The 23,205-nt window shown below is 71.5% G+C and carries 20 protein-coding genes; 7 read left to right on the top strand and 13 right to left on the bottom strand.

Annotated elements, in window-relative coordinates; translation table 11 throughout:
• Nucleotides 1–10 precede the first annotated feature (10 nt).
• The 3 genes from AC1DWJ_RS16965 (at nucleotide 11) to AC1DWJ_RS16955 (ending at nucleotide 4,161) form a co-directional block, all read left to right on the top strand.
• Nucleotides 11–2,875 (top strand): ABC transporter permease, encoded by a 2,865-nt coding sequence (locus AC1DWJ_RS16965; protein ID WP_477621446.1) that lies wholly within the window; start codon nucleotides 11–13, stop codon nucleotides 2,873–2,875.
• A gap of 85 nt (nucleotides 2,876–2,960) precedes the next feature.
• Nucleotides 2,961–3,566, top strand: a complete 606-nt coding sequence (locus tag AC1DWJ_RS16960; RefSeq protein ID WP_477621445.1) for a bacterial proteasome activator family protein — start codon at nucleotides 2,961–2,963, stop codon at nucleotides 3,564–3,566.
• Nucleotides 3,567–3,669: 103 nt separating this feature from the next.
• Nucleotides 3,670–4,161, top strand: a complete 492-nt coding sequence (locus tag AC1DWJ_RS16955; protein WP_477621444.1) for a DUF2306 domain-containing protein — start codon at nucleotides 3,670–3,672, stop codon at nucleotides 4,159–4,161.
• Nucleotides 4,162–4,204: 43 nt separating this feature from the next.
• Here the strand turns inward: AC1DWJ_RS16955 and AC1DWJ_RS16950 are convergent, their stop codons facing one another.
• The gene (locus tag AC1DWJ_RS16950; protein WP_477621443.1) at nucleotides 4,205–5,497 is read right to left on the bottom strand and encodes an MFS transporter; all 1,293 of its coding nucleotides are present in this window, start codon (nucleotides 5,495–5,497) and stop codon (nucleotides 4,205–4,207) included.
• Between the two features lie 99 nt (nucleotides 5,498–5,596).
• On the opposite strand from AC1DWJ_RS16950, the gene AC1DWJ_RS16945 reads away from it, so the two are divergent.
• Nucleotides 5,597–7,249 carry a DUF885 domain-containing protein gene (locus AC1DWJ_RS16945; RefSeq protein ID WP_477621442.1) on the top strand — a complete coding sequence of 551 codons (1,653 nt, stop codon included), beginning with the start codon at nucleotides 5,597–5,599 and terminating at the stop codon, nucleotides 7,247–7,249.
• Between the two features lie 9 nt (nucleotides 7,250–7,258).
• Here the strand turns inward: AC1DWJ_RS16945 and AC1DWJ_RS16940 are convergent, their stop codons facing one another.
• The 5 genes from AC1DWJ_RS16940 to AC1DWJ_RS16920 all read right to left on the bottom strand — a co-directional run bounded on the left by AC1DWJ_RS16940 (nucleotide 7,259) and on the right by AC1DWJ_RS16920 (nucleotide 12,059).
• The gene (locus AC1DWJ_RS16940; RefSeq protein ID WP_477621441.1) at nucleotides 7,259–8,914 is read right to left on the bottom strand and encodes an FAD-binding dehydrogenase; all 1,656 of its coding nucleotides are present in this window, start codon (nucleotides 8,912–8,914) and stop codon (nucleotides 7,259–7,261) included.
• A gap of 81 nt (nucleotides 8,915–8,995) precedes the next feature.
• On the bottom strand, nucleotides 8,996–9,793 hold the full coding sequence (locus tag AC1DWJ_RS16935) for an amino acid ABC transporter ATP-binding protein (protein ID WP_477621440.1): 798 nt from the start codon (nucleotides 9,791–9,793) through the stop codon (nucleotides 8,996–8,998).
• Nucleotides 9,790–10,413, bottom strand: coding sequence for an amino acid ABC transporter permease (locus tag AC1DWJ_RS16930; protein WP_457255189.1), 624 nt, complete (start codon nucleotides 10,411–10,413; stop codon nucleotides 9,790–9,792). Before AC1DWJ_RS16930 ends, AC1DWJ_RS16935 begins: the two co-directional genes overlap by 4 nt.
• A gap of 52 nt (nucleotides 10,414–10,465) precedes the next feature.
• On the bottom strand, nucleotides 10,466–11,257 hold the full coding sequence (locus AC1DWJ_RS16925) for an amino acid ABC transporter substrate-binding protein (protein ID WP_457254929.1): 792 nt from the start codon (nucleotides 11,255–11,257) through the stop codon (nucleotides 10,466–10,468).
• A gap of 133 nt (nucleotides 11,258–11,390) precedes the next feature.
• Entirely contained in the window at nucleotides 11,391–12,059 is a 669-nt protein-coding gene (locus AC1DWJ_RS16920; protein WP_477621439.1) for an HAD-IA family hydrolase, read from the bottom strand.
• 47 nt (nucleotides 12,060–12,106) lie between these two features.
• On the opposite strand from AC1DWJ_RS16920, the gene AC1DWJ_RS16915 reads away from it, so the two are divergent.
• Nucleotides 12,107–13,759, top strand: a complete 1,653-nt coding sequence (locus AC1DWJ_RS16915) for a metallophosphoesterase family protein (RefSeq protein ID WP_477621438.1) — start codon at nucleotides 12,107–12,109, stop codon at nucleotides 13,757–13,759.
• 33 nt (nucleotides 13,760–13,792) lie between these two features.
• Nucleotides 13,793–14,500, top strand: coding sequence for a DUF5701 family protein (locus AC1DWJ_RS16910; RefSeq protein WP_477621437.1), 708 nt, complete (start codon nucleotides 13,793–13,795; stop codon nucleotides 14,498–14,500).
• A gap of 19 nt (nucleotides 14,501–14,519) precedes the next feature.
• Here AC1DWJ_RS16910 and AC1DWJ_RS16905 read toward each other — a convergent pair whose 3' ends face one another.
• The 3 genes from AC1DWJ_RS16905 to AC1DWJ_RS16895 are packed head-to-tail and all read right to left on the bottom strand — an operon-like array spanning nucleotide 14,520 to nucleotide 17,017.
• Nucleotides 14,520–15,374, bottom strand: a complete 855-nt coding sequence (locus AC1DWJ_RS16905) for a sucrase ferredoxin (protein ID WP_477621436.1) — start codon at nucleotides 15,372–15,374, stop codon at nucleotides 14,520–14,522.
• Nucleotides 15,375–15,418: 44 nt separating this feature from the next.
• A complete protein-coding gene (locus tag AC1DWJ_RS16900) occupies nucleotides 15,419–16,660 on the bottom strand; it encodes a cupin domain-containing protein (RefSeq protein ID WP_477621435.1) in 1,242 nt (413 codons plus the stop codon).
• A gap of 27 nt (nucleotides 16,661–16,687) precedes the next feature.
• The gene (locus AC1DWJ_RS16895) at nucleotides 16,688–17,017 is read right to left on the bottom strand and encodes a hypothetical protein (RefSeq protein ID WP_477621434.1); all 330 of its coding nucleotides are present in this window, start codon (nucleotides 17,015–17,017) and stop codon (nucleotides 16,688–16,690) included.
• A gap of 301 nt (nucleotides 17,018–17,318) precedes the next feature.
• Here AC1DWJ_RS16895 and AC1DWJ_RS16890 point away from each other — a divergent pair, with 301 nt between their 5' ends.
• The gene (locus AC1DWJ_RS16890) at nucleotides 17,319–18,362 is read left to right on the top strand and encodes an SGNH/GDSL hydrolase family protein (RefSeq protein WP_477621433.1); all 1,044 of its coding nucleotides are present in this window, start codon (nucleotides 17,319–17,321) and stop codon (nucleotides 18,360–18,362) included.
• A 167-nt stretch (nucleotides 18,363–18,529) separates the two neighbouring features.
• Here the strand turns inward: AC1DWJ_RS16890 and AC1DWJ_RS16885 are convergent, their stop codons facing one another.
• The 4 genes from AC1DWJ_RS16885 to AC1DWJ_RS16870 form a co-directional block, all read right to left on the bottom strand.
• Nucleotides 18,530–19,807 (bottom strand): sugar ABC transporter permease, encoded by a 1,278-nt coding sequence (locus AC1DWJ_RS16885; RefSeq protein WP_457254920.1) that lies wholly within the window; start codon nucleotides 19,805–19,807, stop codon nucleotides 18,530–18,532.
• A complete protein-coding gene (locus AC1DWJ_RS16880) occupies nucleotides 19,804–20,655 on the bottom strand; it encodes an ATP-binding cassette domain-containing protein (protein ID WP_477621432.1) in 852 nt (283 codons plus the stop codon). The genes AC1DWJ_RS16885 and AC1DWJ_RS16880 overlap by 4 nt, the downstream gene beginning before the upstream one ends.
• A gap of 147 nt (nucleotides 20,656–20,802) precedes the next feature.
• Entirely contained in the window at nucleotides 20,803–21,894 is a 1,092-nt protein-coding gene (locus AC1DWJ_RS16875; RefSeq protein ID WP_457254918.1) for a substrate-binding domain-containing protein, read from the bottom strand.
• Between the two features lie 93 nt (nucleotides 21,895–21,987).
• Nucleotides 21,988–23,184 carry an ROK family transcriptional regulator gene (locus tag AC1DWJ_RS16870; protein WP_457254916.1) on the bottom strand — a complete coding sequence of 399 codons (1,197 nt, stop codon included), beginning with the start codon at nucleotides 23,182–23,184 and terminating at the stop codon, nucleotides 21,988–21,990.
• Nucleotides 23,185–23,205: the final 21 nt, after the last annotated feature.

Below are 23,205 nucleotides of genomic sequence, written 5' to 3'. Positions count from 1 at the left end.
GGCGCCGACCATGACCACCCTCATGGAACCCAGGACACCCGCCGGCCTCTCGGAAGACTCTGACCGCGCAGAGGTGAAGAGCTCGCGCCTCTCCCGGTGGCGGGCGTCCTGGCGGGTGGCCCTGCGCATGGCCAAGCGCGACCTCCGTCGCCACAAGGGCCGGTCCGTCCTCGTCTTCCTCATGGTCGCCATCCCGGTCGGGCTGCTCGCCGGCGCAGCGACCCTGGGCGCCACCGAGCAGGCTGACGCGGGCGACCTCATCACCGCCCGGATGGGCCCGGGCCAGGCGCTCGTCCAAGGCCCCCAGACGGGGAAGATGCAACAGACGCCCGACCCCAACCAAGGTGGCACCGGGTGGAGCGACGACAACCCGGCCGCCACGATCCCCGGCTTCACGGCCGATGGTTCGCCGTCGGACAACGCCGCGGCGATCGGTCGGCTGGTCGGTGGAGGGACCGCCGTCGCGGTCGGTGAGACCCAGATGCGGCTCGTGATCGGCGACCGCCGGGTCCGCGTCTCCGGACTGGTGGCCGACCCCCGCGGCGTGGACCTCGGTGACAAGGCTCGGCTCAGCTCGGGCTCCTGGGGCAACGGACCTGACGAGATCGTCATCACGCCGGCCGGCGAGCGCAAGGGGCTGCCGCGCTCCGGCTCGGTGATCCTGTCCGCGAGCGGGACGGAGCGCTCGGTGCAGGTCGTGGGCACCGCGAGCGCGCTGCTGGAGTGGGGAGGGATGCCCGACTTCGTGGTGCCGTCGCTGCCGGACGGCGCCGGCCCTGACGCCAGTGGCGTCGGAGCTGCCGGGTCGTGGGTGCTGCTCGATGGGAGCCCGGTGAGCTGGGAGGATGTCCAACGGCTCAACACCTACGGCCTGACCGTGTACAGCCGTGCCGTCCTCGAGAACCCGCCGCCGGACAGCGCCCTGCCGCCCGAGCTCCGACCCCAGAGCGACTTCACCCAGGACACCGGCCGGATGATCGCGGTCATCGGCGGGGTGATGCTGTTCATCCTCACCACCTTGCTGGTCGGCCCGGCCTTCGCGGTCAGCGCGACGCGCCAGCGTCGCACCCTCGCCCTGGCCGCCACCAACGGAGCCGAGACCCGCCAGCTGCGGCGCACGGTGCTCGCTCAGGCGCTCGTCCTCGGCGTCATCTCGGCGCTCGGCGGCGTGGTCCTCGGGACCCTCGCGGTGCGCGCGGGACTGTGGTGGTGGGTCAGCACCCACCCTGAGTCGTCCTTCGCCTCGATCGGCCTCGACCTCCCGTGGGGTGCCTTCGCGATCCTCGTGCCCTGCGCCGTGCTCAGCGCCGTGGTCGCGGCCCTCCTACCCTCCCTGCGACTCGGCCGGCTCGACATCATCGGCGTGATGCGCGGCCAGAGCGTGTCGCCCAGGCTCAACAAGGTGGTCCCGGTCGTCGGGCTCGTCCTCGCGCTGCTCGGCGGTGCGGTCGTCCTGTCCGCGGCCCGGGTGCAGGCCGGCGGCGACTTCCGCGTCGCGGGGGGTGCCGTCGCTCTGGTGCTCGGCACCCTCCTCCTCGTGCCGGCGATCCTCGTCGCGTTCGGCGCGCTCGCTGCGCGGTTCCCGGTGGCCCCACGGATCGCGATCCGTGACGCCGCCCGGCACCGCAGCCGGTCGACCCCCACCGTGGCCGCGATCCTCGCGGGGGTCGTCGCGCTGACTGCCTTCAGCATCGGGCTGGCCAGCGACACCAAGCAGCAGATGGCGACCTACCAGCCCCAGGCCCTGCCGGGTGAGGGCACCATCTACACCGGCGACGCCGAGACACAGCTCTCGGTCGACGCGGCGCTGGGCAAGGTCGGGGGAGCCGTGCGCAGCACCCCGCTGCTGCTCGTCCGCGGTCCCGAGGACCCGTTCGGGGGCCCGTCGTCGGCCGGCCCTGCGAAGCCCCAGCCGTTCGTCGCAGCCCTACCCCAGGGGTGCACCGTCCAGAAGGCCCTCGACCGCAATGGTCCGCAAGGACTCTGCAGCGCCCTCGGGACGTTGTCCTACGACAGTGGCCAGGTCGGCGTGCTCCCGGCGAGCGAGATCAAGGCGCGGCTGCGGTTGTCCGAGGCGCAGGGCAGGGTCATCGACGAGGGTGGGATCGCCGTGGGCGTGCCAGCGTTGGCGAAGGCGTCCACCCTCTCCGTCGCGCGCGGCACCTTCGTGATGGACCAGAGCACCTACTCGCCCACCGACGTCGTGACGACGGCGACCACCGAGCTCCCAGTGGTTGCCGTGGCCCCGAGCGGACGCAGTGGTGCGATGCCGGCCCAGACCGGGGCCTTCGTGACCCCGGAGACGGCGACGCGGTTGGGCTGGCCCACCTTCCAGGTGATGGTCCTGCTCCGCGCTCCGGACGGCGGTGCCATCGACGAGGCCTCCGAGAAGCAGCTCGACGAGCTGGTGGGCGACGAGGGTGGGCTCTACGTCGAGCGCGGCTTCCAACGCTACGACGAGCTGGCCATGAAGATCATGATGGGCGTCGCCGCGCTGCTCCTGCTGATCGTCACGCTGATCTCGACCGCCCTGTCGATGGCCGAGCAGCAGGCCGACTCCGGCACCCTCGCCGCTGTCGGCGCAACCCGCCGCACCCGACGCGCGTTCGCCGCCGCCCAGGCGATGGTGGTCGGGTTCGTGGGGGCCGTCCTCGGCATCGCCGTCGGTCTCGTTCCCGGCATCGCGATCACCTATCCGCTGACGGTCAGCTACGAGTACGACGCCGTCACGGGCGTCGACCACACGACCGGGCCCTACCTCGCGATCCCGTGGACGCCGTTGCTCCTCGTGGTGCTCGGGGTGCCCCTTCTGGCCGGGGCGCTGTCGGCCCTCGCGATCCGGCGGGCGCCCGCGATGACACGGCGGGCGGACTAGGACGGAGATCCACCGACGTGGGCTGGTCGGGGGGCGGCTTCCACCGGGGCCGAGGCGGCCGAGTCCCCGCTGTAGTGTCGGAGCCATGAGCGACCAGCACGGCGACGGGCCGGAGATGCAGGGCCAGCAGGGGGATCAGACCGGCGGGAACGACGGACAGCAACGCGTCGTCGTCGTGACCCAGGACGGCATGGGTGTCGCGCCGCACCACGACGGCGAGGACGGCCCCACGAACCCGGCCGACCTCGTCGAGCAGCCCGCCAAGGTGATGCGGATCGGGTCGATGATCAAGCAGCTGCTCGAGGAGGTGCGCAACGCGCCCCTCGACGAGGCCGGCCGGGTCCGGCTCGCCGAGATCCACCGGCGCTCGATCAAGGAGCTCGAGGACGGCCTGGCCCCGGAGCTGATCGACGAGCTGGAGCGGATCGCGTTGCCCTTCAAGGACGACGTGGCACCCACCGATGCCGAGCTCCGGATCGCGCAGGCGCAGCTGGTGGGGTGGCTGGAAGGCTTGTTCCACGGCATCCAGACCGCGCTCTTCGCCCAGCAGATGGCCGCCCAGCAGCAGCTCCAGCAGATCCGCCGGGCACTCCCCCCGGGCCACGCGCCCGAGGGCGGGCCGGGCGTGGCCGCGCCCCCCGGGCTGCGCCCCGACACCGGCGACAGCGGGCCGACCGGCCAGTACCTCTAGCCCACCCCAACCATCCGCGGTGACGCGGCTGGGAGGTGGGGGTTTGCGCGGGCTCGGGCACGCGGCATACAGTGGATAGCGTCACTATCCAACAGGAGCCGTCGTGGACCACTCGTGGAACGTCCTGATCGCCATCCATGCGTTCGCCGCGTCGTTCGCCATGGTGTTCGGTGCCGTCAACGTGCTGCGGCGCAAGCGGGGCGACCGCCCACACCGGACGATCGGCCGGATCTGGTTGGTGCTCATGTACTTCACCGCGTTCAGCTCGTTCTGGATCCAGCAGCTGCGCCCAGGCAGCTTCTCGTGGATCCACGGCCTCAGCGCCTTCACGATCGTCACCCTGAGCCTCGGGCTGTGGAACGCACGGCGTGGCAACATCCGCGCCCACGCCGGCAACATGATCGGGACGTATGCCGGGCTGTGGGGTGCGTTCATCGGCGTCGCCGCCGTGCCGACTCGCTTGGTGCCGCAGGCGTTCCAGTCGAACTGGCTGGGCATGACCGTCCTCACCGCGGGCATCATCGTCGTCGGGCTCGGCGCGGTCGCCGTGCTGGTCCGGCTGCTCGGTCAGGCCGGGGTCCCCGCCCGCGCGTGACCACCGGGCCCGGAACCGGGGCAGGGTCCGAGGGCTGGCCGGGTCAGGCCGGCGTGCCGGCGCGTGCGGCCGCGTCGACCAGCGCGATCCGCCGCAGCGGTGAGAGCCAGGCGTAGGCCGCGGCGGCAAGCCCCACACCCACGACCGTGAGCAGGGCGGGGCGGACTCCCACCTGGTCGGCGAGCGCGCCGGCCAGCAGGGCGCCGATGGTCCACCCGAGTCCCCAGGAGAGCATCCGGCCGGCGGTGTTGACGCGGCTCAGCAGGTGCTCGGGCGTGACCTGCTGGCGGTAGTTCAGGGAGTTGATGATCACCAGCTGGTAGGCGATGCCCCAGCCGACCATGAACAGCACCGCGAGCAGCCAGTGGGTCGACAGTGCGACGAGCAGTCCGAAGGCGGCGGAGACCGGGATCCAGCTGAGGGTGAGCCGGGCGGCGGAGAAGCGACGCAGCAGGCGAGGCGTCAGCCAGGCCGCGAGGATCCCACCGACACCCCAGGCGCTGAAGACGAGCCCGAACCGCCATCCCGACGTGCCGATCCGGAGCACGCGGTCGCACCAGGGCACCGCGAGCGCCATGAAGCCGGCACCGGCGACCGACTGCAGCGCTCCGATCACCGAGTTGGAGCGCACCCCGTGGTGCCGCCAGAGGAAGCGCACACCCTCGCGGATGTCAGCCCGCACGGACGCGAAACCCCTTGCCGCAGAACGCTCCCGGGCCACGGACATGGCTCGGCCGATCGAACGAACGACCAGAGCGGACACGAGGAAGGTGAGGGCGTCGACGGCCAGCAGGTCGGCCGGGTGCACCACGGCGAGCGCCAGCCCCACCCCCGCGGGCACGGTCAGGTCGAGGATCCCGCCGACCCCCCAGACCGCGGAGTTGGCCTCCCCCACCCGGTCGCGGCCGACCAGCACGGGCAGGGCGCCGAAGTTGGCGCCGTCGAAGAAGGTGAACAGGGACTGGGCGAGGAACCCCGCGACCAGGACGTGCGGCACGGTGAGCCCGCCGAACCACCAGGCGACCGGGACCGACCCGACCACGACGACGTTCGCGAGGTCGGCCAGCACCATCACCCGCTTGCGGTCGAAGCGGTCGCCGACCGCTCCGGAGAACAGGCCGAAGATCAGGTAGGGCAGCGCTTCGAGGGTCGTCGTCAGCGCCGTGAGGGTGGTCGAGCCGCTGAGTCGGTAGACCAGCACCGGCATCGCGATGGCCGTGACCAGCGACCCGAGGAGGCTGGCCATCCGCGCGAGCCAGTAGCGCCGGAAGTCCACATCGTCCCGCAGCCGGGCGCGCTCCACCGCAGCGTCGGGTCCCCCGTCGTCGAAGCTCACCCACCGAGTGTGCAGGGTGAAGTCCGCTTCACCTCAACCCGGGTGGGCCGGACCGGAAATGGAGCGCGACCGTCCGACGGGGCAGGTACGTTCGGGGACATGACGGACGACGTGCGACGCCTGGCTGACGACTACCACGACCACTGGATGAGGACGAGCCCGAGCTGGGCGCACATGGTGGGTGACTACCGGTTCGCCGACCGTTTCGACGACGCGAGCCGGGCCGCGGACGACGACCTCATCGCCGCCTCGCGTGAGTTCGCCGCGCGGGCTGCCGCGATCCCGGACGACGGGTTGAGCCTGCAGGACCGCGCCACCCGCGACGTCGTCTCGTTCCAGGCCACCAGCGCGGCCGACACCAAGGAGAGTCGCGCCGCCGAGTTCGCGGTCAACCCGGTCTTCGGCCCCCAGGTCGACCTCCCACTCACCGTGGCGAACCTCGCCATCCCCAACGCCGACGTCGCGGAGGCGATGGTGGCCAAGTTCCACGGCATGGGCCAGTACCTGCGCGACACCGCCCAGCGACACCGCGAGGGGGTCGCCTCCGGGCGCACCCCGGCCGCGTTCGCCGTCGCCGACACGGTCCCGCAGCTCGACGCCTGGCTGGCCACGCCGTTGTCCGAGGACCCGCTGCTCAAGACGGCCGACCTGCCCACCGACGTCGACGTCGACGCGTGGCGGGCCCGGCTGACCCACGCCATCGAGCACGAGATCCGACCCGGGCTCCACGAGTACCGCGACGTCCTGGTCGACGAGGTGGCGGCCCACACCCGACCCGACGAGAAGTGCGGACTGGTCTGGCTGCCCGACGGCGAGCAGGCCTACGCGCGCGCCCTGGCCGCCAACACCACCACGACGTTGAGCGCCCAGGAGATCCACGACCTCGGCCTGCGCCAGATCGCCTCGCTCGAGGAGGAGTACTCGACCCTCGGGGGCGAGGTCCTCGGCACCACCGACGTGCCCGCGATCTATCAGCGCCTGCGCACCGACCCGGCACTACGCCACCACGACGCCGCCGAGATCCTGGCCGAGTGCGAGACCGCGTTCGCCCGGGCGCGGGCCGAGATGCCGGCCTGGTTCAACCGGCTGCCCGCAGCCGACTGCGCGATCAAGACCACCACGCAGGGCGCGCTCGGCTTCTACTACCCGCCCTCGGACGACGGCTCCCGAGGCGGCGTCTTCTACGTCAACACGTCCGATCCCTCCGCCTGGGGCCGCGTCGAGATCGAGGCGCTCAGCTACCACGAGGGCATCCCGGGCCACCACCTGCAGCTCGCCATCGCCGCCGAGCTGACCGACATGCCGGCCCTGCGACGGCACACCGTCTTCAACGCCTACGCCGAGGGTTGGGGGCTCTACACCGAGCGGCTGGCCGACGAGATGGGGCTCTACTCCACGCCACTGGCCCGGCTCGGCATGCTGACCATGGACTCGGTGCGCGCCTGCCGGCTCGTCGTCGACACGGGGCTGCACGCGTTGGGCTGGAGCCGCCAGCAGGCGATCGACTACCTGGTGGCCAACTCGCCGATGTCCACCGCCAACGTCACCAGCGAGGTCAACCGGTATGCCGTGCTGCCCGGCCAGGCGTGCGGCTACATGGTCGGCCGGCTCGAGATCCTGCGCATCCGCCGCGAGGCGCAGGAGCGCCAGGGCGACGCCTTCGACATCAAGGCCTTCCACGACGCCGTGCTCGACGGGGGCAGCGTGCCCCTCGGAGTGCTCGACGGCATCGTCCGCGACCGCCTCCCCTGACCGACCGCGTCAGGCCGTTGCTGCCGCGGCGGCCCGTCCGGCGGTGCGGCCGGAGAAGATGCAGCCACCCAGGAAGGTGCCCTCGAGTGCGCGGTAACCATGCATCCCACCGCCACCGAACCCGGCGACCTCGCCCGCGGCATACAGGCCGGGCACCGGCTCACCCGACGCGGACAGGACGCGCGACGAGAGGTCGGTCTCCAGTCCGCCGAGGGTCTTGCGGGTGAGGATGTTGAGGCGCACCGCGATGAGCGGTCCGGCCTTGGGGTCGAGGATGCGGTGCGGGGTGGCGGTGCGGATCAGCTTGTCGCCACGGTAGTTCCGCGCCCCACGGACCGCGGTGACCTGCGCGTCCTTGCTGAACTCGTTCTCGATCTGGCGGTCGCGCTCGACGACCTGCCGCTCGAGGTGGGCGAAGTCGAGGGGGGCGTCGGGGGTGAGGGCGTTCATCTTGTCGACCAGCTCGCGCAGGGTGTCGGCCGAGACGAAGTCGGCTCCCTTCTCGAGGAACGCCCGCACCGGCCCAGGCATGTCGGCCCGCGCGCGACCCAGCACGTCCTTGACCGACTTACCCGTCAGGTCGGGGTTCTGCTCCGATCCGGAGAGCGCGAACTCCTTGCCGATGATCTTCTTCGTCAGGACGAACCAGCTGTGGTCGTGCCCGGTCTGGCGCAGGTGGGCCAAGGTGCCGAGGGTGTCGAACCCCGGGAAGAGCGGGGCAGGGAGCCGGTCGCCGTTGCCGTCGAACCAGAGCGAGCTCGGCCCGGGCAGGATGCGGATCGCGTGGGAGGGCCAGATCGGGTCCCAGTTCTCGATGCCCTCGACGTAGTGCCACATGCGGTCGCGGTTGACCAGCCGGCCGCCCGCGGCCTCGGTGATGCCGAGCATCCGGCCGTCGACGTGGGCCGGCACCCCGGTGAGCATGTGCTCCGGCGGCGCGCCCAGTCGCTCGGGCCAGTTGGCGCGGACCAGGTCGTGGTTGGCGCCGATGCCGCCGCTGGTGACGACCACAGCCTGGGCGGTCAGCTCGAACTCGCCCACGGCGTCACGGCTGGTCGGCCTGCCCCTGGAGGCGGAGTCGTCGGCCAGCAGCGTCCCGCGGACGCCGGTGACGGTGCCGTCGCTGGTGACCAGCCCGTCGACCTGGTGGCGGTGCCGCAGCTCGACGCGTCCGGCCGCGACGTGCTCCTCGACCCGACGCAGGAACGGCGCCAGCACCCCGGGACCGGTGCCCCAGACGATGTGGAACCGCGGCACGGAGTTGCCGTGGCCCGACGCCGACCCGTCGCCGCGCTCCGCCCAGCCGACGACGGGGAAGAACCGCATCCCCTGCTCGTGCAACCAGGACCGCTTCTCCCCTGCGGCGAAGTCGACGTACGCGCGAGCCCACTGGGCCCCCCACCGGTCTTCGTCGTCGAGGCGGTCGAAACCGGCCGAGCCCTGCCAGTCCTGCCAGGCGAGGTCGACGGTGTCCTTGATGCCCATCCGCCGCTGCTCCGGGCTGTCGACGAGGAACAGCCCGCCGAACGACCAGTGCGCCTGCCCACCGAGGTTGGCAGCGCTCTCCTGGTCGACCACCACCACCCGGCGTCCGGCGTCGGCGAGCTCGGCTGCGGCGACGAGTCCGGCCAGGCCGGCTCCGACCACGATGACGTCAGCGTCCATGACCGCACCCTACGGCGCTCGGGATCACGGCGGGGTCGGTCACAAGGGGTCGGTCACAAGGGGGCGGTCACAAGGGGTCGGTCACAAGGGATCGAGGATCCGTTGCAGGAACTGGCGCGCCCGCCCGGTCTGGGGTCGCGACAACACCTCGGCCGGCGTGCCGCGCTCCACGATCACGCCACCGTCCATGAACAGCACCTGGTCGGCCACCTGCTGGGCGAAGCGGATCTCGTGGGTCACCACGACCATGGTCCAGCCCTGCGCGGCGAGGTCCTTCATCGTGGCGAGCACCTCGCCGACCAGCTCGGGGTCGAGGGCCGACGTCGGCTCGTCGAAGAGCATCAGCTGCGGCCGGATCGCCAGGGCCCGGGCGATCCCGACCCGCTGCTGCTGGCCCCCGGACAGCTGGAACGGGTAGGCGTCGGCTTTCTCGTCCAGGCCCACCGCCTCGAGCAGGGCGCGCGCCTCGCGCTCGGCCTCCTCGGCCGGGCGCTTCTGGACGACGACCGGACCCACCGTGACGTTCTGGAGGACGGTCATGTGGGGGAACAGGTTGTGGGACTGGAAGACCATGCCGCTCTGCGCCCGCAGTCGCACCAGGTCGTCCTTGGCGACGGCCCCGGAGAAGTCGACGTCCACGTGTCCGATCCGCACCTGGCCGGCATCGGGTCGCTCGAGGGCGTTCAGCGAGCGCAGCACCGTCGTCTTGCCCGAGCCCGACGGACCGATCAGGACGGTCACCGAGCCGGCGTGCACCTCGAAGTCGATCGAGCGCAGCACCTGGTTGTCACCGAAGGCCTTGGCGAGGCCGCGCACGGAGACCAGCGCGCCCTCGTCCGGGTCCTGCCTGGTCGGGGAGTAGCCCACGGAGTCAGTCATCGCGCCACGTACCTGTTCTCTCGCTGTTCCAACCGGTTCTGGGCGACCGACATGAGGTGGCACACGACCCAGTAGTACGCCGCTGCCACCGCGTAGAGCTCGAAGAACTGGAAGGTCGGCGCCGCGACCTCCTGCGCCTTGCGCATCAGCTCGGTGACCTGGATCGTCGAGGCGAGCGAGGTGTCCTTGACGAGCGAGATCAGCGTGTTCGACAACGGCGGGATGGCGTTGCGGGTGGCCTGCGGGAGGACGACCTTGCGCAACGTCGTGGGGTAACCCATCCCGATGGTCGAGGCGGCTTCCCACTGACCCTTGGGGACCGAGAGGATGGCCGCCCGGATCACCTCCGCGGCATACCCACCGACGTTGAGGGACAACGCGATCACTGCGGCGGGGAAGGGGTCGAACTGCACCCCCACCGAGGGCAGGCCGTAGTAGATGAGGAACAGCTGCAGCAGCAGCGGCGTGCCCCGGATGACGGAGATGTAGACGCGGGCGACGCCCGACACCAGTCTGACCGGGGACAGCCGCATGAGCGCCACGACGAGCGCGAGCGCCAGTCCCAGGACGAAGCTCGCCGCGGTGAGCGGGATCGTCCCGATCACCAGGGCCTTGAGCATCGGCCAGAGGCTGTCCCCGACCAGCGTGAAGGTCTGCCCGTTCACCGCCGGACTACTGCTTCACGGAGACGTCGGTGCTGAAGTACTTCTCCGAGATCTTCTTCAGCGTGCCGTCCTTCTGCAGCTCGTCGAGCGCCGTGTTGATGGCGGCGACGAGGTCCGAGTTCTTGCGGGTGGCGACGACCTGCTCGGAGGTCTCACCCGTCTGCGCGGCGATCTTGATCGAGGTGTCGCCGGTGGACTTCTGGTACTCGAGGACGGCCAGGTTGTCGTTGACCGTCGCGTCGACCCGCTTCTGCTTCACGAGGGTGACGGCCTGGGTGAAGCCCTCGACGCCCTCGACCTTGGCTCCGGCGTCCTTGGCGACCTGCGCCCAGTTGGAGGTGAGGCTCTGCGCGGTGGTCTTGCCCTTGAGGTCGGCCAGCCCGGTGATCGAGGAGTCGTCGGCGCGGGTCGCGATGACGCCCTCGGAGACGGTGTAGGTGGAGCTGAGCCCGTAGAGGCCCTCGCGCTCGCTGTTGCGGGTCACCTGGTTGGCGATGACGTCGAAGCGCTTCGAGGTGAGCCCGGCGAAGATGGCGTCCCAGGGCGTCTCGACGAACTCGGCCTTCACGCCGAGCTTGGCTGCGACCGCCTTGGCGACCTCGACGTCGTAGCCGGTGAGCTGGTTGTTCGTCGGGTCGTGGTAGCTGAACGGCGAGTACGTGCCTTCCGTGCCGATCTTCAGGACACCGGCGTCCTTGACGCGGGCGAGGTCGGTCTCGGGACTGGCGGAGCCGCCGCAGCCGGCGAGCGCGGTGGTGGCCGCCAGCAGGAGGGCGAGCAGTGACAAGCGGGTGCGCATGGGAACGTTCCTTGGGACGGGCGACGCGTCGCGTCGGCAGATGACAATGCATCCGACTATAACGTCACCTTTGGCAATGGATAACACCGAGGTATGCCGGGTGGTCCGCCCCGCGGCCCGCCTCGTCCGCGAGCTACCGCGCGGTGAGCGTGACCCGGCCGGACTCGACGGAGAAGCGCACGTCGGCGAGGGTGTCCACCACGGCGTCGGCGAGCAGGTCGGCGGCGACGGTCGTCGTCGTGACGGCCAGCGTCGAGCACCCTGCCGCGCGAGCCGCCTCGAGCCCGCCCGGGGCGTCCTCGACCACGAGGCAGTCGGTCGGGTCGACCCCCAGCCGGGCGGCGGCGAGCAGGAACGGGTCAGGGTGCGGCTTGCCCTGCGCCACGTCGCTCGCGGTGACGACCACCCGCGGCGCGGGCAGTGCGGTGGCGACCAGGCGCGCGTCCGCGAGGGGTCGGGTGCAGGACGTGGCGATGGCGCACCGGTCCACGTCGCCGGTGAGGACGGCGAGCGCGTCGAGCGTGCCGGGCAGGATGGTGATGCCCTCGGTGTCGGCGACCTCGATGGCCTCGATCCGCTCGAAGGCGGAGTCCACGCGGTCCGGAGGCAGCAGCGCCGAGATGACCCCACGCGCCGGGACCCCGTGGAAGCCCGCCAGCTCGTGGGGGTCGACGCCTTCCTCCTGCGCCCACCGCAGCCACGACCGGATGACCACGGGGATCGAGTCGATCAGCGTGCCGTCCATGTCGAACAGGACCGCAGCGAAGGTGCGGCCTTCCAGCGTCCCCAGGCGTCGCGGCATACCCGCCAGCCTAGGAGGCGCCGACGCCCGCCGGTTACGGTGGACCGGTGAGCACGCCCCCGGAGAGCCCACGTCGCTGGAGGCGTGTGTCCGCGTGGCTGCTCCGGTTCGGCGCGCTCGTGCTGCTCTTCGTCGCCTGCAACAGCGGCGGCGTGGCCGCGACGACGCTCTTCCCCAGCCCCGCTGACACCCTCAACTACGGCGCGGACCTGCGGCTCTCCCTCAACCCCGGCGACATCTCCAAGATCCAGAGCCCCACGATCTTCGGCGACATCAGGCTCGACTTCGGTGGGCCCGTCCCGGCTCCGGGAGTGGTGGCCCAGGTCCACGTCAAGGAGCGCATCACCGACCTGCTCGCCCGCCCGAACATCTCGGTGCAGTCCCTCCAGCCCGGCCCGCTCGAGCTCGAACGCGCGGCGCGCGGCGGCGTGATCGCCCTCGCCTGGCGGTTCGCGGCGGGCGCCCTGGTCGTCGCCCTCCTCTGCCTCGGTGGGTATGCCGCGTGGCGGCGCCGACGCCCCGACCTGCGGTGGACTGCTGCGGTCGCCTCGGTGTGGGTCGCCTCGTGCGTGGCCACGTTCGGCGTGATCGGGCTGTCCTACCAGCCGGAGCGGCTGGACAGCTTCACCACCACCGGCATCCTCGGCACGGTGCAGCGCAACGCCGACCTGCTGGAGGGGGTCGAGACCCGCGCCGAGCAAGTGACGCCCTACCTCAAGAACCTCCTGGCCCTGTCCGCGGCGCTCCAGGACAAGTACGCGCCCCAGGCCCTCGACCAACCGGTCGCCGCGCGGATCCTCCTCGTCTCGGACATCCACGGGGCCAACCAGTACGCCCTGATGAAGACGATCGTCCAGCAGGAGCGGATCGACGCGGTCATCGACTCGGGCGACCTGGTCAACTTCGGCAGCGCGACCGAGGCCGACGCCGCCGGCCTCTTCCAGGGCATCTCCTCGCTCGGCGTCCCCTACCTCTTCGTCAAGGGCAACCACGACGGACGATCCGACGTCGACCGCGAGCTGCTCGACCGGCTCGCGGCGGTGCGCAACGTCGTGCTGCTCGAGCCGGACGACGAGACCTATGTGGTCGAGAGCATCCACGGCCTGCGCATCGCCGGTTTCAACGACCCCCGGTGGTTCGGTGACGACAACACGAACAACGCCGCCAAACAGAAGCCGGCGGCGGCCCGCTACAACACGGCGATGACCGACGAACCGGTGCCTGACATCGTCGTCTCCCACGAGCCGGCCGCGGCCGAGGACGTGAAGCGCGCGGGGATCCGCGTGAACGGGCACCTGCACGCCAGCCAGCTCCAGGGGTCCCGGATCGGCGTGGGCACCTTCACCGGCGGCGGCCCGTTCAGCCACTTCATCGCGGGCGACGGGACCGGTTCGGCGAATGGCGGTGCCAGCGGCGACGTCGGCGAGCTCACCGGCCAACCGTCGGCCTTCGACATCGCGACCTTCGGGACCGACTGCAGGCTCGCGTCGCTGACCCGCTACCAGTTCCGCAACGTCATCGAAGGGCGTCCGGCCTATGACGACGTGACCCTGATCAACGGGTCGCGGATCGAGGACGCCGCACCCGCCGCGGCGGCGCCCGCAAGTGAGGCCGGCGCGACCGGAGCGGCGGCCGCGCCCCGCACCTGCAGCGCGGACCTGGAGCAGAGCCGGGAACGCGTGACCGTCGCCCCCCGTTGAACCACGGCCACCCGCACCGTGACCGGAGGAACCGTGACCCCTACGCCGACCGACACCCACCGCCCGACGGACACCTCCCGAGCGACCGACAGGGAGATCGACAGGGAGATCGACCCGACGAGCCGAGACCAGGCTGCGACCGAGTTCGACCGGCAGGTCCGCGCCTACGTCGACGCCGAATACCCGGCCCTCGCGGGACTCAGCGAACGGGCCTTCGTCGACCGGCTGGAACCGTTGCGGGACAACGCTTTCCGGGCCGAGCCCACCGCTGCTGACCGCATCCCGTTCGCAGTCGTCGTGACGTCCCGCCTCGTCACCCCTGACCGGGCCCTCCCGACGGTGCACTGGAAGGCCACGACCGGCTGGACCGAGTACACCGCGGACGACCTTGCCGGCTACCGCCCGATCGAGGGTGTGGACGTCCCCGACCACGCGGCATACCTCGTCACGGACGTCGACACCGGAAAGGCGACCCTCGACGTGCGGGCCAAGGACGCCGTGCCACTCATCGCGGCCGAGGGCCGCTCACCGCTCACCGTCGACGAGGGCGTCAGCCTGCTGGCGCTGTGGCCCGGGATCCTCAAGGAGCGCAACGCCTTCTTCCTGCCTGGCGCGCGTGATGCGAGCAAGCGGGTCGCCGCGCTCTGGGTGAGCAAGGGGCACCCGCGGCTGGGCTGGTGCTGGGAGGGCAACCCCCACACCTGGCTCGGTTCGGCGTCCTGCGGCGCCCGCGTCGCCTGACCGGCGGCGCAGTCGCCCCTCAGCCGACCGGGTCGGCGACCACGGCCGTCCACAGGTATGCCGCGGCGTCGGCCTCGGCGCGGCAGGTGAGCCGCGCCGGGGGCTGGCTGCTGCGGCGCACCGTCACGACGGACCGCGCAGGCACCGCGCCGCGACCCAGGACCTCGACGCGCCAGAGCTCGCCGTCGGCGACCACGTCGCCGGGGGTCACGTCGCCGACACCGGCCAGGCCGTGCGCCCGCAGCACCGCCGCGAGGGCGGCCTGCACCGGCGGCCGGTGGGCCGAGAACCCGCGCAGGTGGTCGAGGTCCACCGATCCCGAGAGGTGTGACTGCACGACATCCACCGCGGTCGCCGCGTCGAGGCCGCCGTAGACGGTGCCGTCGGGGACGACGAGCAGGTTCGCGGCGAACCGGTCACCGCCGATGTGCGTGCACTCCCAGGTCTGCTGCGGCCAGCGGACCGCGAGGGCCTGGGCGACAGGGCGACCCCTGACGGCGCAGCAGACGTCGTGGCGGCCGTGCGTGCAGACCAGGAACAGCGGGTCGGGCGGACGTCCCGCGACGGAGTCGGCCGGCCCGTGGAGCAGGGCCGCCCCGGCGGCGACCAGGTCGTCGGAGTGTCGCCAGGTGCCCCACTGCTGTCGACCGTCGAGGTCGAGCACGGTCCAGCGACGCTGCTCCGGCGGTCCCGCCACCGCGGCCCGGCCCGGGCGGCGGACCAGCACGACGCGGCCGCCGACGGCCAGTGCCGTCCGGTGCAGCTGTTCCGCGACGGCGTCGTCGATGCCGGGGCTGTCGAGGGCGGCCGGCGCCCACCCACCGGGGTGCTCGATCAGCAGCCATCGCCTGGCGGGGGCGGCGGTGCCCAGCATCGGGTCGCCCCTACGCCGCGCGGACGTCGAGCACTGGGGCGTGGTCATGCAGGGACGACGACGCCGGCGCGGAGCAGCGCGCGGGTGAGCTCGAGGCCGAGCTCGGCCGCGGAGGCCGAGCCCGTGTCGAGCAGCTGCTCGACCGAGGCGAGGTCGGGGCGCTCGACCGTCTGCGACCCGACCCGGCTGCGCAGGACGGTGCGACCACCGGCGGCCGGCACGAGGGTCGCCGCGACGTGGGCCCGCAGGGCCACCCGCGTCTGTGGGGTGATCGCGTTCGCGGCGTCGGCCTGCGCCAGCGGTGCGAGCGGGGCCGGCCGCTGGGCTGCTCGCGCGGCACCGGCCAACCCGGTCGCGAGGTCGTTGGCGTCGACCTCCGCCAAGGCCTCGAGGAGGGCCGCCCGCACCACCTCCACGTCGTCACTCGCCGGGCCGTCGCCGACCAGGTCGGTCCCGATGGGAAGGGCCTCGCGCAGCTGGGCGGACTTGCTCGCCCGCGACACGGCGGCGCGCACCAGCTCGTCGGCGACGTGCCGGCGGGTCCACGCGTGGACCCCGATGGTGAGGTGGATGCTCGTGCCGCCCAACGCGGTCGCCGAGTGCAGGTAGCCGCGCGGCAGGTAGAGGCAGTCGCCGGGCGCGAAGGTCTCCTCGATCAACGGAGCCCCGAGGGCGGCCTCCTCGACCGCGGCCCGGTGGCCGGTCCACGGCTCGTCGCGGAGCGGCAGGTCGTGCACCGGCGGGTGGATCCGCCAGCGCTTCTCCCCCGCGATCTGGAGGACGAAGACGTCGTGCACGTCGTAGTGGTCACTGAAGCCGGTGTTGTCCGGTGGGGTCACGTAGGCGTTCACCTGCACCGGGTGCCCGAGCTCGGCGGCCAGAGCCTGGGAGAAGTCGACGACCGGTCGCCAGGTGCGGTGCAGACCCTGGAGCACCAGCGTCGCGCCGTCGGAGAAGTGCTGCAGGACGGCGTCGTCGCTGGCCTGGTCGGCGATGGCTGCGCCGATCCCACCGCCCCGGGTGAAGCTGCGGTCCTCGAGGGTCGCGCCCTCCTTGGCCATCCGCAGGAAGGGAGTCCGCAGGCCGCGCGCCGAGACCAGCTCGTCGACGGCGTCGGCGGAGAACAGGTCGTCGAACGACCGGGGCAGGTCCGCGGCCCTGCTGAGCAGGGGTGCGCGCGACCAGTGGCGCTCGGCGAACTCGGCCGGCGGGACGGCCAGCAGGCGCGACAGCACCGGGTGCCCACCACTCGTGGCGGGCACCCGGTGCGATGACGTCGTGGTCACCGGCTCACCGGTCGTCGGTCGTGGCTCTCAGGAGTCAGCGCCACCGTCGGCACCGCCGTCGTGGCCACCGGGGTTCGCGCCACCATCGGCCGGGCCCTCACCCGCGCCACCATCGGCACCGCCGTCGGCGCCACCGTCGGCACCGCCGTCGTGGCCTCCGGGGTTCGCGCCACCGTCGGCCGGGCCCTCACCGGCGCCACCGTCAGCGCCGCCATCGGCACCGCCGTCGGCACCGCCATCGGCACCGCCATCGGCGCCACCGTCATCTGCGCTGCCCGGCATGCCCGCCGCACCACCGTCGGACGGTCCGATACCACCCTCGTCGTCGCTTGCTTCGTTCAGCGGGGTCTCGGTCATGACTGGTTCTCCCTGTCGTCGAGCGACGCCGTGTCACGCCGCTCCTCCCTTCCTATGCCACCCAGACCCGAGCCGCCACTCAGAACCCGACGTTTGCGCAGGTCAACGGCCCGCACACGGGGCTGCGGGAGGACGAACCCACCTCGCGGCATACCCCAGCGCGGCCCGGGACCGGCGGCTCTGATCGTCCCCACCCGAGGTATGGACTTGGCAAGGGTTCAGGCGCAGGACGCCACGCCCGATTTCCCAGCCCTACTGTGCCACCACCGATCCACTGGACTGCAGGGAGAAATCAATGGCGATGACCCGCACCTTCGGCGCGCTCGTGGCACTCGGCGCCGCGACCGCCCTCACTGTGTCAGCAGCACCTGCCCAGGCCGCGAACTCGTATGTGGCCCTGGGCGACTCGTACTCCTCGGGCACGGGCACCCGGACCTACATCAATGACGGCACCACGTGCCAGCGCTCGGTCTACGCGTACCCCTCGCTCATCTCGGCGAGCAAGGGACTGACCCTCAACTTCCGCGCCTGCTCCGGCGCCAGGGTCGCCGACGTGACCAACACCCAGCTGAGTGCGCTCACGACCGCGACGACACAGGTGTCGATCTCGGTGGGGGGCAATGATGCTGGCTTCGCCGACGTCCTCACCGAGTGCGCGCAGCCCGGCTGGATGAGCGACTGCAACGGTGCGATCGACGGGGCACAGAACCTCATCAACACCAGCATCCCGTCGCGGCTGTCCACGCTCTACGCCTCGATCAAGGCGAAGGCACCCAACGCCAAGGTCGTCGTCGTGGGCTACCCGCGCATCTTCCAGGGTGAGGACTGCAACGCCTTCACCTGGTTCTCGCCGGCTGAGGAGACCCGGCTCAACCAGACCGCCGACCTGCTCAACAGCAAGACCTCCGCCCAGGCGGCGGCGAAGGGCTTCACCTTCGTCAACCCGACCAGCCGGTTCATCGGGCATGCCGTCTGCGACGACGTCGAGTGGCTCAACGGCCTGTCCAACCCGGTCGGCGAGAGCTACCACCCCAACGTCGCCGGGCACCGCGACGGCTACGCCCCGCTGGTCAGCACCCCACTCACGGGCAGTGCGCTCAAGGTCAGCAGCGCGACGCTGCGCCAGGCCGCGCTGTCGGCCGACCGTCTCGCGACCCAGCAGCGGCGCTATGCCGCCGCCGACGCGTCGATCCGTCCCGAGCAGTTCCGGGCGCCCGACCTGAGCACGGCCGAGGCCAAGGCGGCCGCCCAGCGCGCCGGGGTCGACCTGCGCTCGAGGACGAGCATCGATGCTGCCGATCGGGCGTGGTCCCAGCGCCAGGCCGCGGAGCCCGCCACCCGCTGATCCCCCCTTTATCGGGTTTAGGGACAAGGTTGACCTTCACTCGAGAAACGTTCTCGGGTGAAGGTCAACCTTCCTGCTAGACCCGATAAAGCTGTGACACGACGACAGGAGGGGTATGCCGGGTGGTGACCACCCGGCATACCCCTCCGTCGTGAGGTCGGGACCGCTCAGGCGCGACCGTGGGCGGCGCGGCTGCGACGGCTCAGGGAGTCGACGATGACGGCGAGCAGCAGGACGCCACCGGTGATCATGTAGCGCTCGGGCGAACCGAGGTTGACCAGGCTCAGGCCGTTGGAGATCGACTGGATGACCAGGATGCCGAGCAGGGCGGAGTAGGCCGACCCGCGACCGCCGAAGAGCGAGGTGCCGCCGATGACGGCTGCCGCGATGGCGTTGAGGTTCACGTCGCCACCACCACTGCTCTGGTTGGCCGCGGCGAGGCGACCCGCGGCCAGGAGGCCACCGAGGGCGGCGAGCGTCGAGCAGAAGACGAAGACCGTGACGTAGATCCGCTTGACGTTGATACCCGCCCGCCGGGCAGCCTCGACGTTGCCGCCGATGGCCAGCACCGAGCGACCCCACGACGTGCGCCGGATGACGAAGTCGAAGATGACGACCAGGGCCAGGAACAGCACGAACATGTAGGAGACACCGCGGTCGCGGTTGAGGACGTAGACCGGGATCCCCAGCAGCACCAGGAGCGCGACGGATCGTACGGCCACAGTCACGACCGGCGTCGTGGAGAGTCCCGCAGTGGCCCGCCGCTGGTTGGAGCGCAGGCGCAGGGCCGCGTAGATCACGACTGCGGCGACGACGATGCCGTAGGCGGTCGCGTCGGGGAGGAACTTCAGCGCCGAGAACTGCACGATCGCGGAGTCGAACGGGATGTTGATCGACCCCTCCTTGCCGAGCACCTTGAGCTGCAGGCCGAGGAAGCCGAGGAGCCCGGCCAGCGTGATGACGAAGCTGGGCACGCCGAACCGCGTGTAGAGCACGCCGTAGACCGCGCCGATGGCGGCTCCCGCGAGGAGGGCCGCGATGATCGCGAGGGGCAGCGCCCAGCCGTGGCCGACGAAGCCGACGGCCAGGATCGCCGCGGACAGACCGCTGATCGAGCCGACCGACAGGTCGATCTCGCCGAGCAGGAGCACCAGGACGATGCCGAGCGCGATGATGCCCGTCGGGACGCTCTGCTGGGTGAGGTTGACGAGGTTGCGGCTGGACAGGAACGCGTCGTTGCGCAGCGCGAAGACGCCCCAGATGACGACCAGGCCGACGACGACCGGCAGCGAGCCGAGGTCCCCGCTGCGCAGTCGCGACAGGAACGCGCGCAGGAAGCCACCGACGCCCTGCGAGGCGATCAGGCGCTCGTCCTGGAGGTCGGCGGGCAGGGCAGCCGTGGCGTCCGCGGCCTGGGCCTCCGGGGTGGGCGTGGGGGTGCTCATGACTGCTCCTCCGAGGTGGCTGCGGTGTCGGGACCGGCATCGGCGCCGGTGGGCTCGGGGGTCACCGCGCGGCGGGCGGCCCGCTGCGAGACGGCGTTCGTCGTCGCACCGGTGATCGCGGCGATGATCTCCTGGCTCGTCGTCTGGGCGACGTTGAACGTGCCGTTGTTGCGCCCGAGGCGCAGGACGCTCACGCGGTCGGCGACCGCCATCACGTCGGACATGTTGTGGCTGATGAGGATGACGCCGAGGCCGTTCTCGCGCAGGCGCTCGACGAGGTTGAGCACCTCGGCGGTCTGGGCGACACCGAGGGCGGCCGTGGGCTCGTCGAGCATGACGACCTTGGGGGCCCCGAGCAGCGACCGGGCGATGGCCACCGTCTGGCGCTGGCCACCGGAGAGGCTGGCCACCGGGATCCGCACCGACGGGATCTTGGCGCTGAGCTGGCGCAGCAGCCGCCAGGACTCCTGCTCCATCGTCACCTCGTCGAGGGCGCGGCCGCGGTAGAGCTCGCGGCCGAGGAACAGGTTGGCGACCACGTCGAGGTTGTCGCACAGGGCGAGGTCCTGGAAGACCGTCGCGATGCCGAGGTGCTGCGCCTCGGCCGGGCTGGCGACGCTGGCGGGCTTGCCGTCGAAGGTCATCTGCCCGTCGTCGGGGGTGTAGACGCCGGCGATGGTCTTGACGAGCGTCGACTTGCCCGCGCCGTTGTCACCCACCAGGGCCACGACCTCGCCCGAGTGGACGTCGAACTCGATGTCCTTGAGTGCCTGCACCGCACCGAAGCGCTTGGAGATGCCGGTCAGGGCCAGGACGGCTGTCGTCGGCGGCGAGAGGGTCGCTGTCATGTCAGTCCTTCGGTGGTTCGGTGGGTCCCGGTGCGGTGGCGCACCTGCCGGGGATGACTCCGAGGAGTGCCTCCGCCCAGCAGTGTGCCGCGTGCGCCAGCGGGTGGGAACAGCGCCGAGGCGCCGCTCCCACCCGCTGGGGTGACGTCAGCTGATGCCGGCCTTGGTGCAGACGGCGGCAAAGGCTCCGGTGCAGATGTCTGCGACCTTGTAGACGTTGTCCTTGATGATCGTGTCCTTCACCTTGTCCTTGGTGACCGCGATCGGGTCGAGGATGGTCGAGGGCACACCGTCGGTGTCACCCGTCGAGGCGGGCTTCTGCTTGTTCGCCAGCGCGATGGCGGCCTTGGCAGCAGCCTCGGCCTCCGGCGGGACCGGCTTGTAGATGGTCATGGCCTGGTCGCCCGCGAGGATCCGCTGGATCGCGGCGAGCTCGGAGTCCTGACCGGTGACGGGCGGGAGCGGGTTGACGCCGCCGGCCTTGAGCGCTGCGATCGCGCCACCACCGGTGCCGTCGTTCGCGGCGTAGACGCCCACGAGGGTGCCCTTGACGGCCGAGATCTGGCCCTCCATCCAGGCCTGCGCCTTGTCGGGGCTCCAGTCCGGGGTGTCGTACTCGGCGGCGACCTTGAAGCCGCTGCTGTCGAGGACGCTGTGCGCACCCTTCTTGAAGCTGGCGGCGTTCGGGTCGGTCGGCGAGCCGTTGATCATGACGATGTCGCCCGAGGTCTTGCCACCGGCCTTGATCGTGTCGACCAGCGTCTGGGCCTGGATCTTGCCGACCGTCTCGTTGTCGAAGGAGACGTAGTAGTCGGCGCCGGCGATGAACCGGTCGTAGGCGACGACGGGGACGCCCTGGCCCTTGGCGCTGGCGACGACCGCGGCGGCTGCCTTGCCGTCGACGGGGTCGAGGACGAGCACGTTGGCACCCTGCGTCAGCGCGGCCTCGGCCTGCTGCTGCTGCTTGGCGGGGTCCTGGTCGGCGTTGCTGTAGATGATCGTGCAGTCTGCGCAGCCGGCCTTGACGGCGGCCTCGAAGAGCGGACGGTCGAAGGTCTCGTAGCGAGTGGTCTTTGACTCGGGAAGCAGGAGGGCGATCTTCTTGGCGCCGCCACCGGACGACGACGAGCCGCTGCTGCCGGAGCCGGAGTCACCGCTGTCGCCGCACGCGGCGAGCGACGCGAGGCCGAGGCCAGCCACGAGAGCGGCCCCGGCGAGACGAATGGAACGGGTGGGCATAGCTGAACTCCCTTGGTCAGGCGCCGACAACCACGATGGTGCGGGCGTGTCCTGAGTTAATCGCTCCCCCACCCTTGACGTCAAGAGTTGAATTCAAGAAATGGACGCTGCAGTGGCCAGCACCGCTTCGTTCGCCGGCAGCAGAGCCGCCGCGCACACCAGCGCCCCCACGACGTCGGCGTCGGCGTCGAGCTCACCCTCACGCACCACGACCGAGGCTGCGGCGCTCGGGATGGCGCACCGCTCGAGCGAGGCACGCATCGGGCTGATGATGATCGAGCCCACCTTGGACAGCTGGCCGCCCAGGACGATGACCTCCGGGTTGAGCAGGTTGACCAGGCCGGCGACCGCGACGCCCAGGTGTCGCCCGGCGTCCTCGAGCACCCGCCGGCAGCCGGGGTCACCGTCGAGGGCGCGGGTGATGACGTCGCGCAGGCTCAGCGGGCCGTGCGAGGAGGCCAGGGCGTCGAGCAGCCCGCGGGCCCCGATGTAGGTCTCGAGGCAGCCGCGGTTGCCGCAGCGGCACACCGGGCCGTTCTCGTCGATGGTCAGGTGGCCGATCTCGCCAGCCGTGCCGGCGGCTCCCCGGAACACGTCACCGTCGAGGATCAGGCCGGCACCGACGCCGTAGGACAGCTTGATGTAGACCGCGTGCTGCACTCCTTGCAGCACACCGCATCTCAGCTCGCCGAGGGCTGCCAGGTTGGACGTGTTGTCCACCGCCACGGGTGCCTGGATCCGCCCCTCCATCTCCTTCGCCACGGCCACGCCGCGCCACCCGGGCAGGATGCTCTCGCTGCCCACCTGGCCCGACACGGCATCCACGGGAGCGGGGATGCCCACACCGACCGCACGCACGTCGGCCATCGTCTTGCCGACCTTCTCCACGAGGTCGAGGAGCAGCCGCGAGGCGCGGTCCATGCCCTCGTCAGCGGCGTGGTCGGCGGGCAGGGGCATGCGCTGCCGGCCGATGATGTCGCGAGGGCCGGTGCCGATCGCGACCCGCACGTCGCGGTCACCGAAGGCGATGCCTGCGATCAGGGTGCTGCCGGTCGCCAGCGAGACCAGGACCGCCCGCCGGCCGTTCCGGATGCTCGGCTCGAGCTCGACCGAGCCCGAGCTGTCGAGCTCCTTGACCATGTTGGAGACGGTCGCGGGGCTCAGCCCGGTGAACCCGGCGATCTCCACCTGCGTCATCGCGCCCTGGTCGCGCAGGGCCTCCAGGACACGCAGACGGTTGGCTTCACGCAGGGACGCCTGCGAGCCCGGAGCCGCCTGGGATGGATTCACGGCCTAAACATAAAGGCTGAG

This window comes from Pedococcus sp. P2_D7, from assembly GCF_056404295.1.
This window is presented reverse-complemented; position numbering and strand designations above follow the sequence as displayed.

What these genes read in the sequence shown, in the direction of transcription:
- AC1DWJ_RS16930 (WP_457255189.1), bottom strand. Translation starts at nt 10,413, where the DNA reads ATGCTCAAGGCCCTGGTGATCGGGACGATCCCGCTCACCGCGGCGAGC.
- AC1DWJ_RS16920 (WP_477621439.1), bottom strand. Translation starts at nt 12,059, where the DNA reads ATGCCGCGACGCCTGGGGACGCTGGAAGGCCGCACCTTCGCTGCGGTC.
- AC1DWJ_RS16905 (WP_477621436.1), bottom strand. Translation starts at nt 15,374, where the DNA reads ATGCTGGGCACCGCCGCCCCCGCCAGGCGATGGCTGCTGATCGAGCAC.
- AC1DWJ_RS16925 (WP_457254929.1), bottom strand. Translation starts at nt 11,257, where the DNA reads ATGCGCACCCGCTTGTCACTGCTCGCCCTCCTGCTGGCGGCCACCACC.
- AC1DWJ_RS16880 (WP_477621432.1), bottom strand. Translation starts at nt 20,655, where the DNA reads ATGACAGCGACCCTCTCGCCGCCGACGACAGCCGTCCTGGCCCTGACC.
- AC1DWJ_RS16965 (WP_477621446.1), top strand. Translation starts at nt 11, where the DNA reads ATGACCACCCTCATGGAACCCAGGACACCCGCCGGCCTCTCGGAAGAC.
- AC1DWJ_RS16960 (WP_477621445.1), top strand. Translation starts at nt 2,961, where the DNA reads ATGAGCGACCAGCACGGCGACGGGCCGGAGATGCAGGGCCAGCAGGGG.
- AC1DWJ_RS16875 (WP_457254918.1), bottom strand. Translation starts at nt 21,894, where the DNA reads ATGCCCACCCGTTCCATTCGTCTCGCCGGGGCCGCTCTCGTGGCTGGC.
- AC1DWJ_RS16945 (WP_477621442.1), top strand. Translation starts at nt 5,597, where the DNA reads ATGACGGACGACGTGCGACGCCTGGCTGACGACTACCACGACCACTGG.
- AC1DWJ_RS16890 (WP_477621433.1), top strand. Translation starts at nt 17,319, where the DNA reads ATGACCCGCACCTTCGGCGCGCTCGTGGCACTCGGCGCCGCGACCGCC.
- AC1DWJ_RS16885 (WP_457254920.1), bottom strand. Translation starts at nt 19,807, where the DNA reads ATGAGCACCCCCACGCCCACCCCGGAGGCCCAGGCCGCGGACGCCACG.
- AC1DWJ_RS16940 (WP_477621441.1), bottom strand. Translation starts at nt 8,914, where the DNA reads ATGGACGCTGACGTCATCGTGGTCGGAGCCGGCCTGGCCGGACTCGTC.
- AC1DWJ_RS16935 (WP_477621440.1), bottom strand. Translation starts at nt 9,793, where the DNA reads ATGACTGACTCCGTGGGCTACTCCCCGACCAGGCAGGACCCGGACGAG.
- AC1DWJ_RS16895 (WP_477621434.1), bottom strand. Translation starts at nt 17,017, where the DNA reads ATGACCGAGACCCCGCTGAACGAAGCAAGCGACGACGAGGGTGGTATC.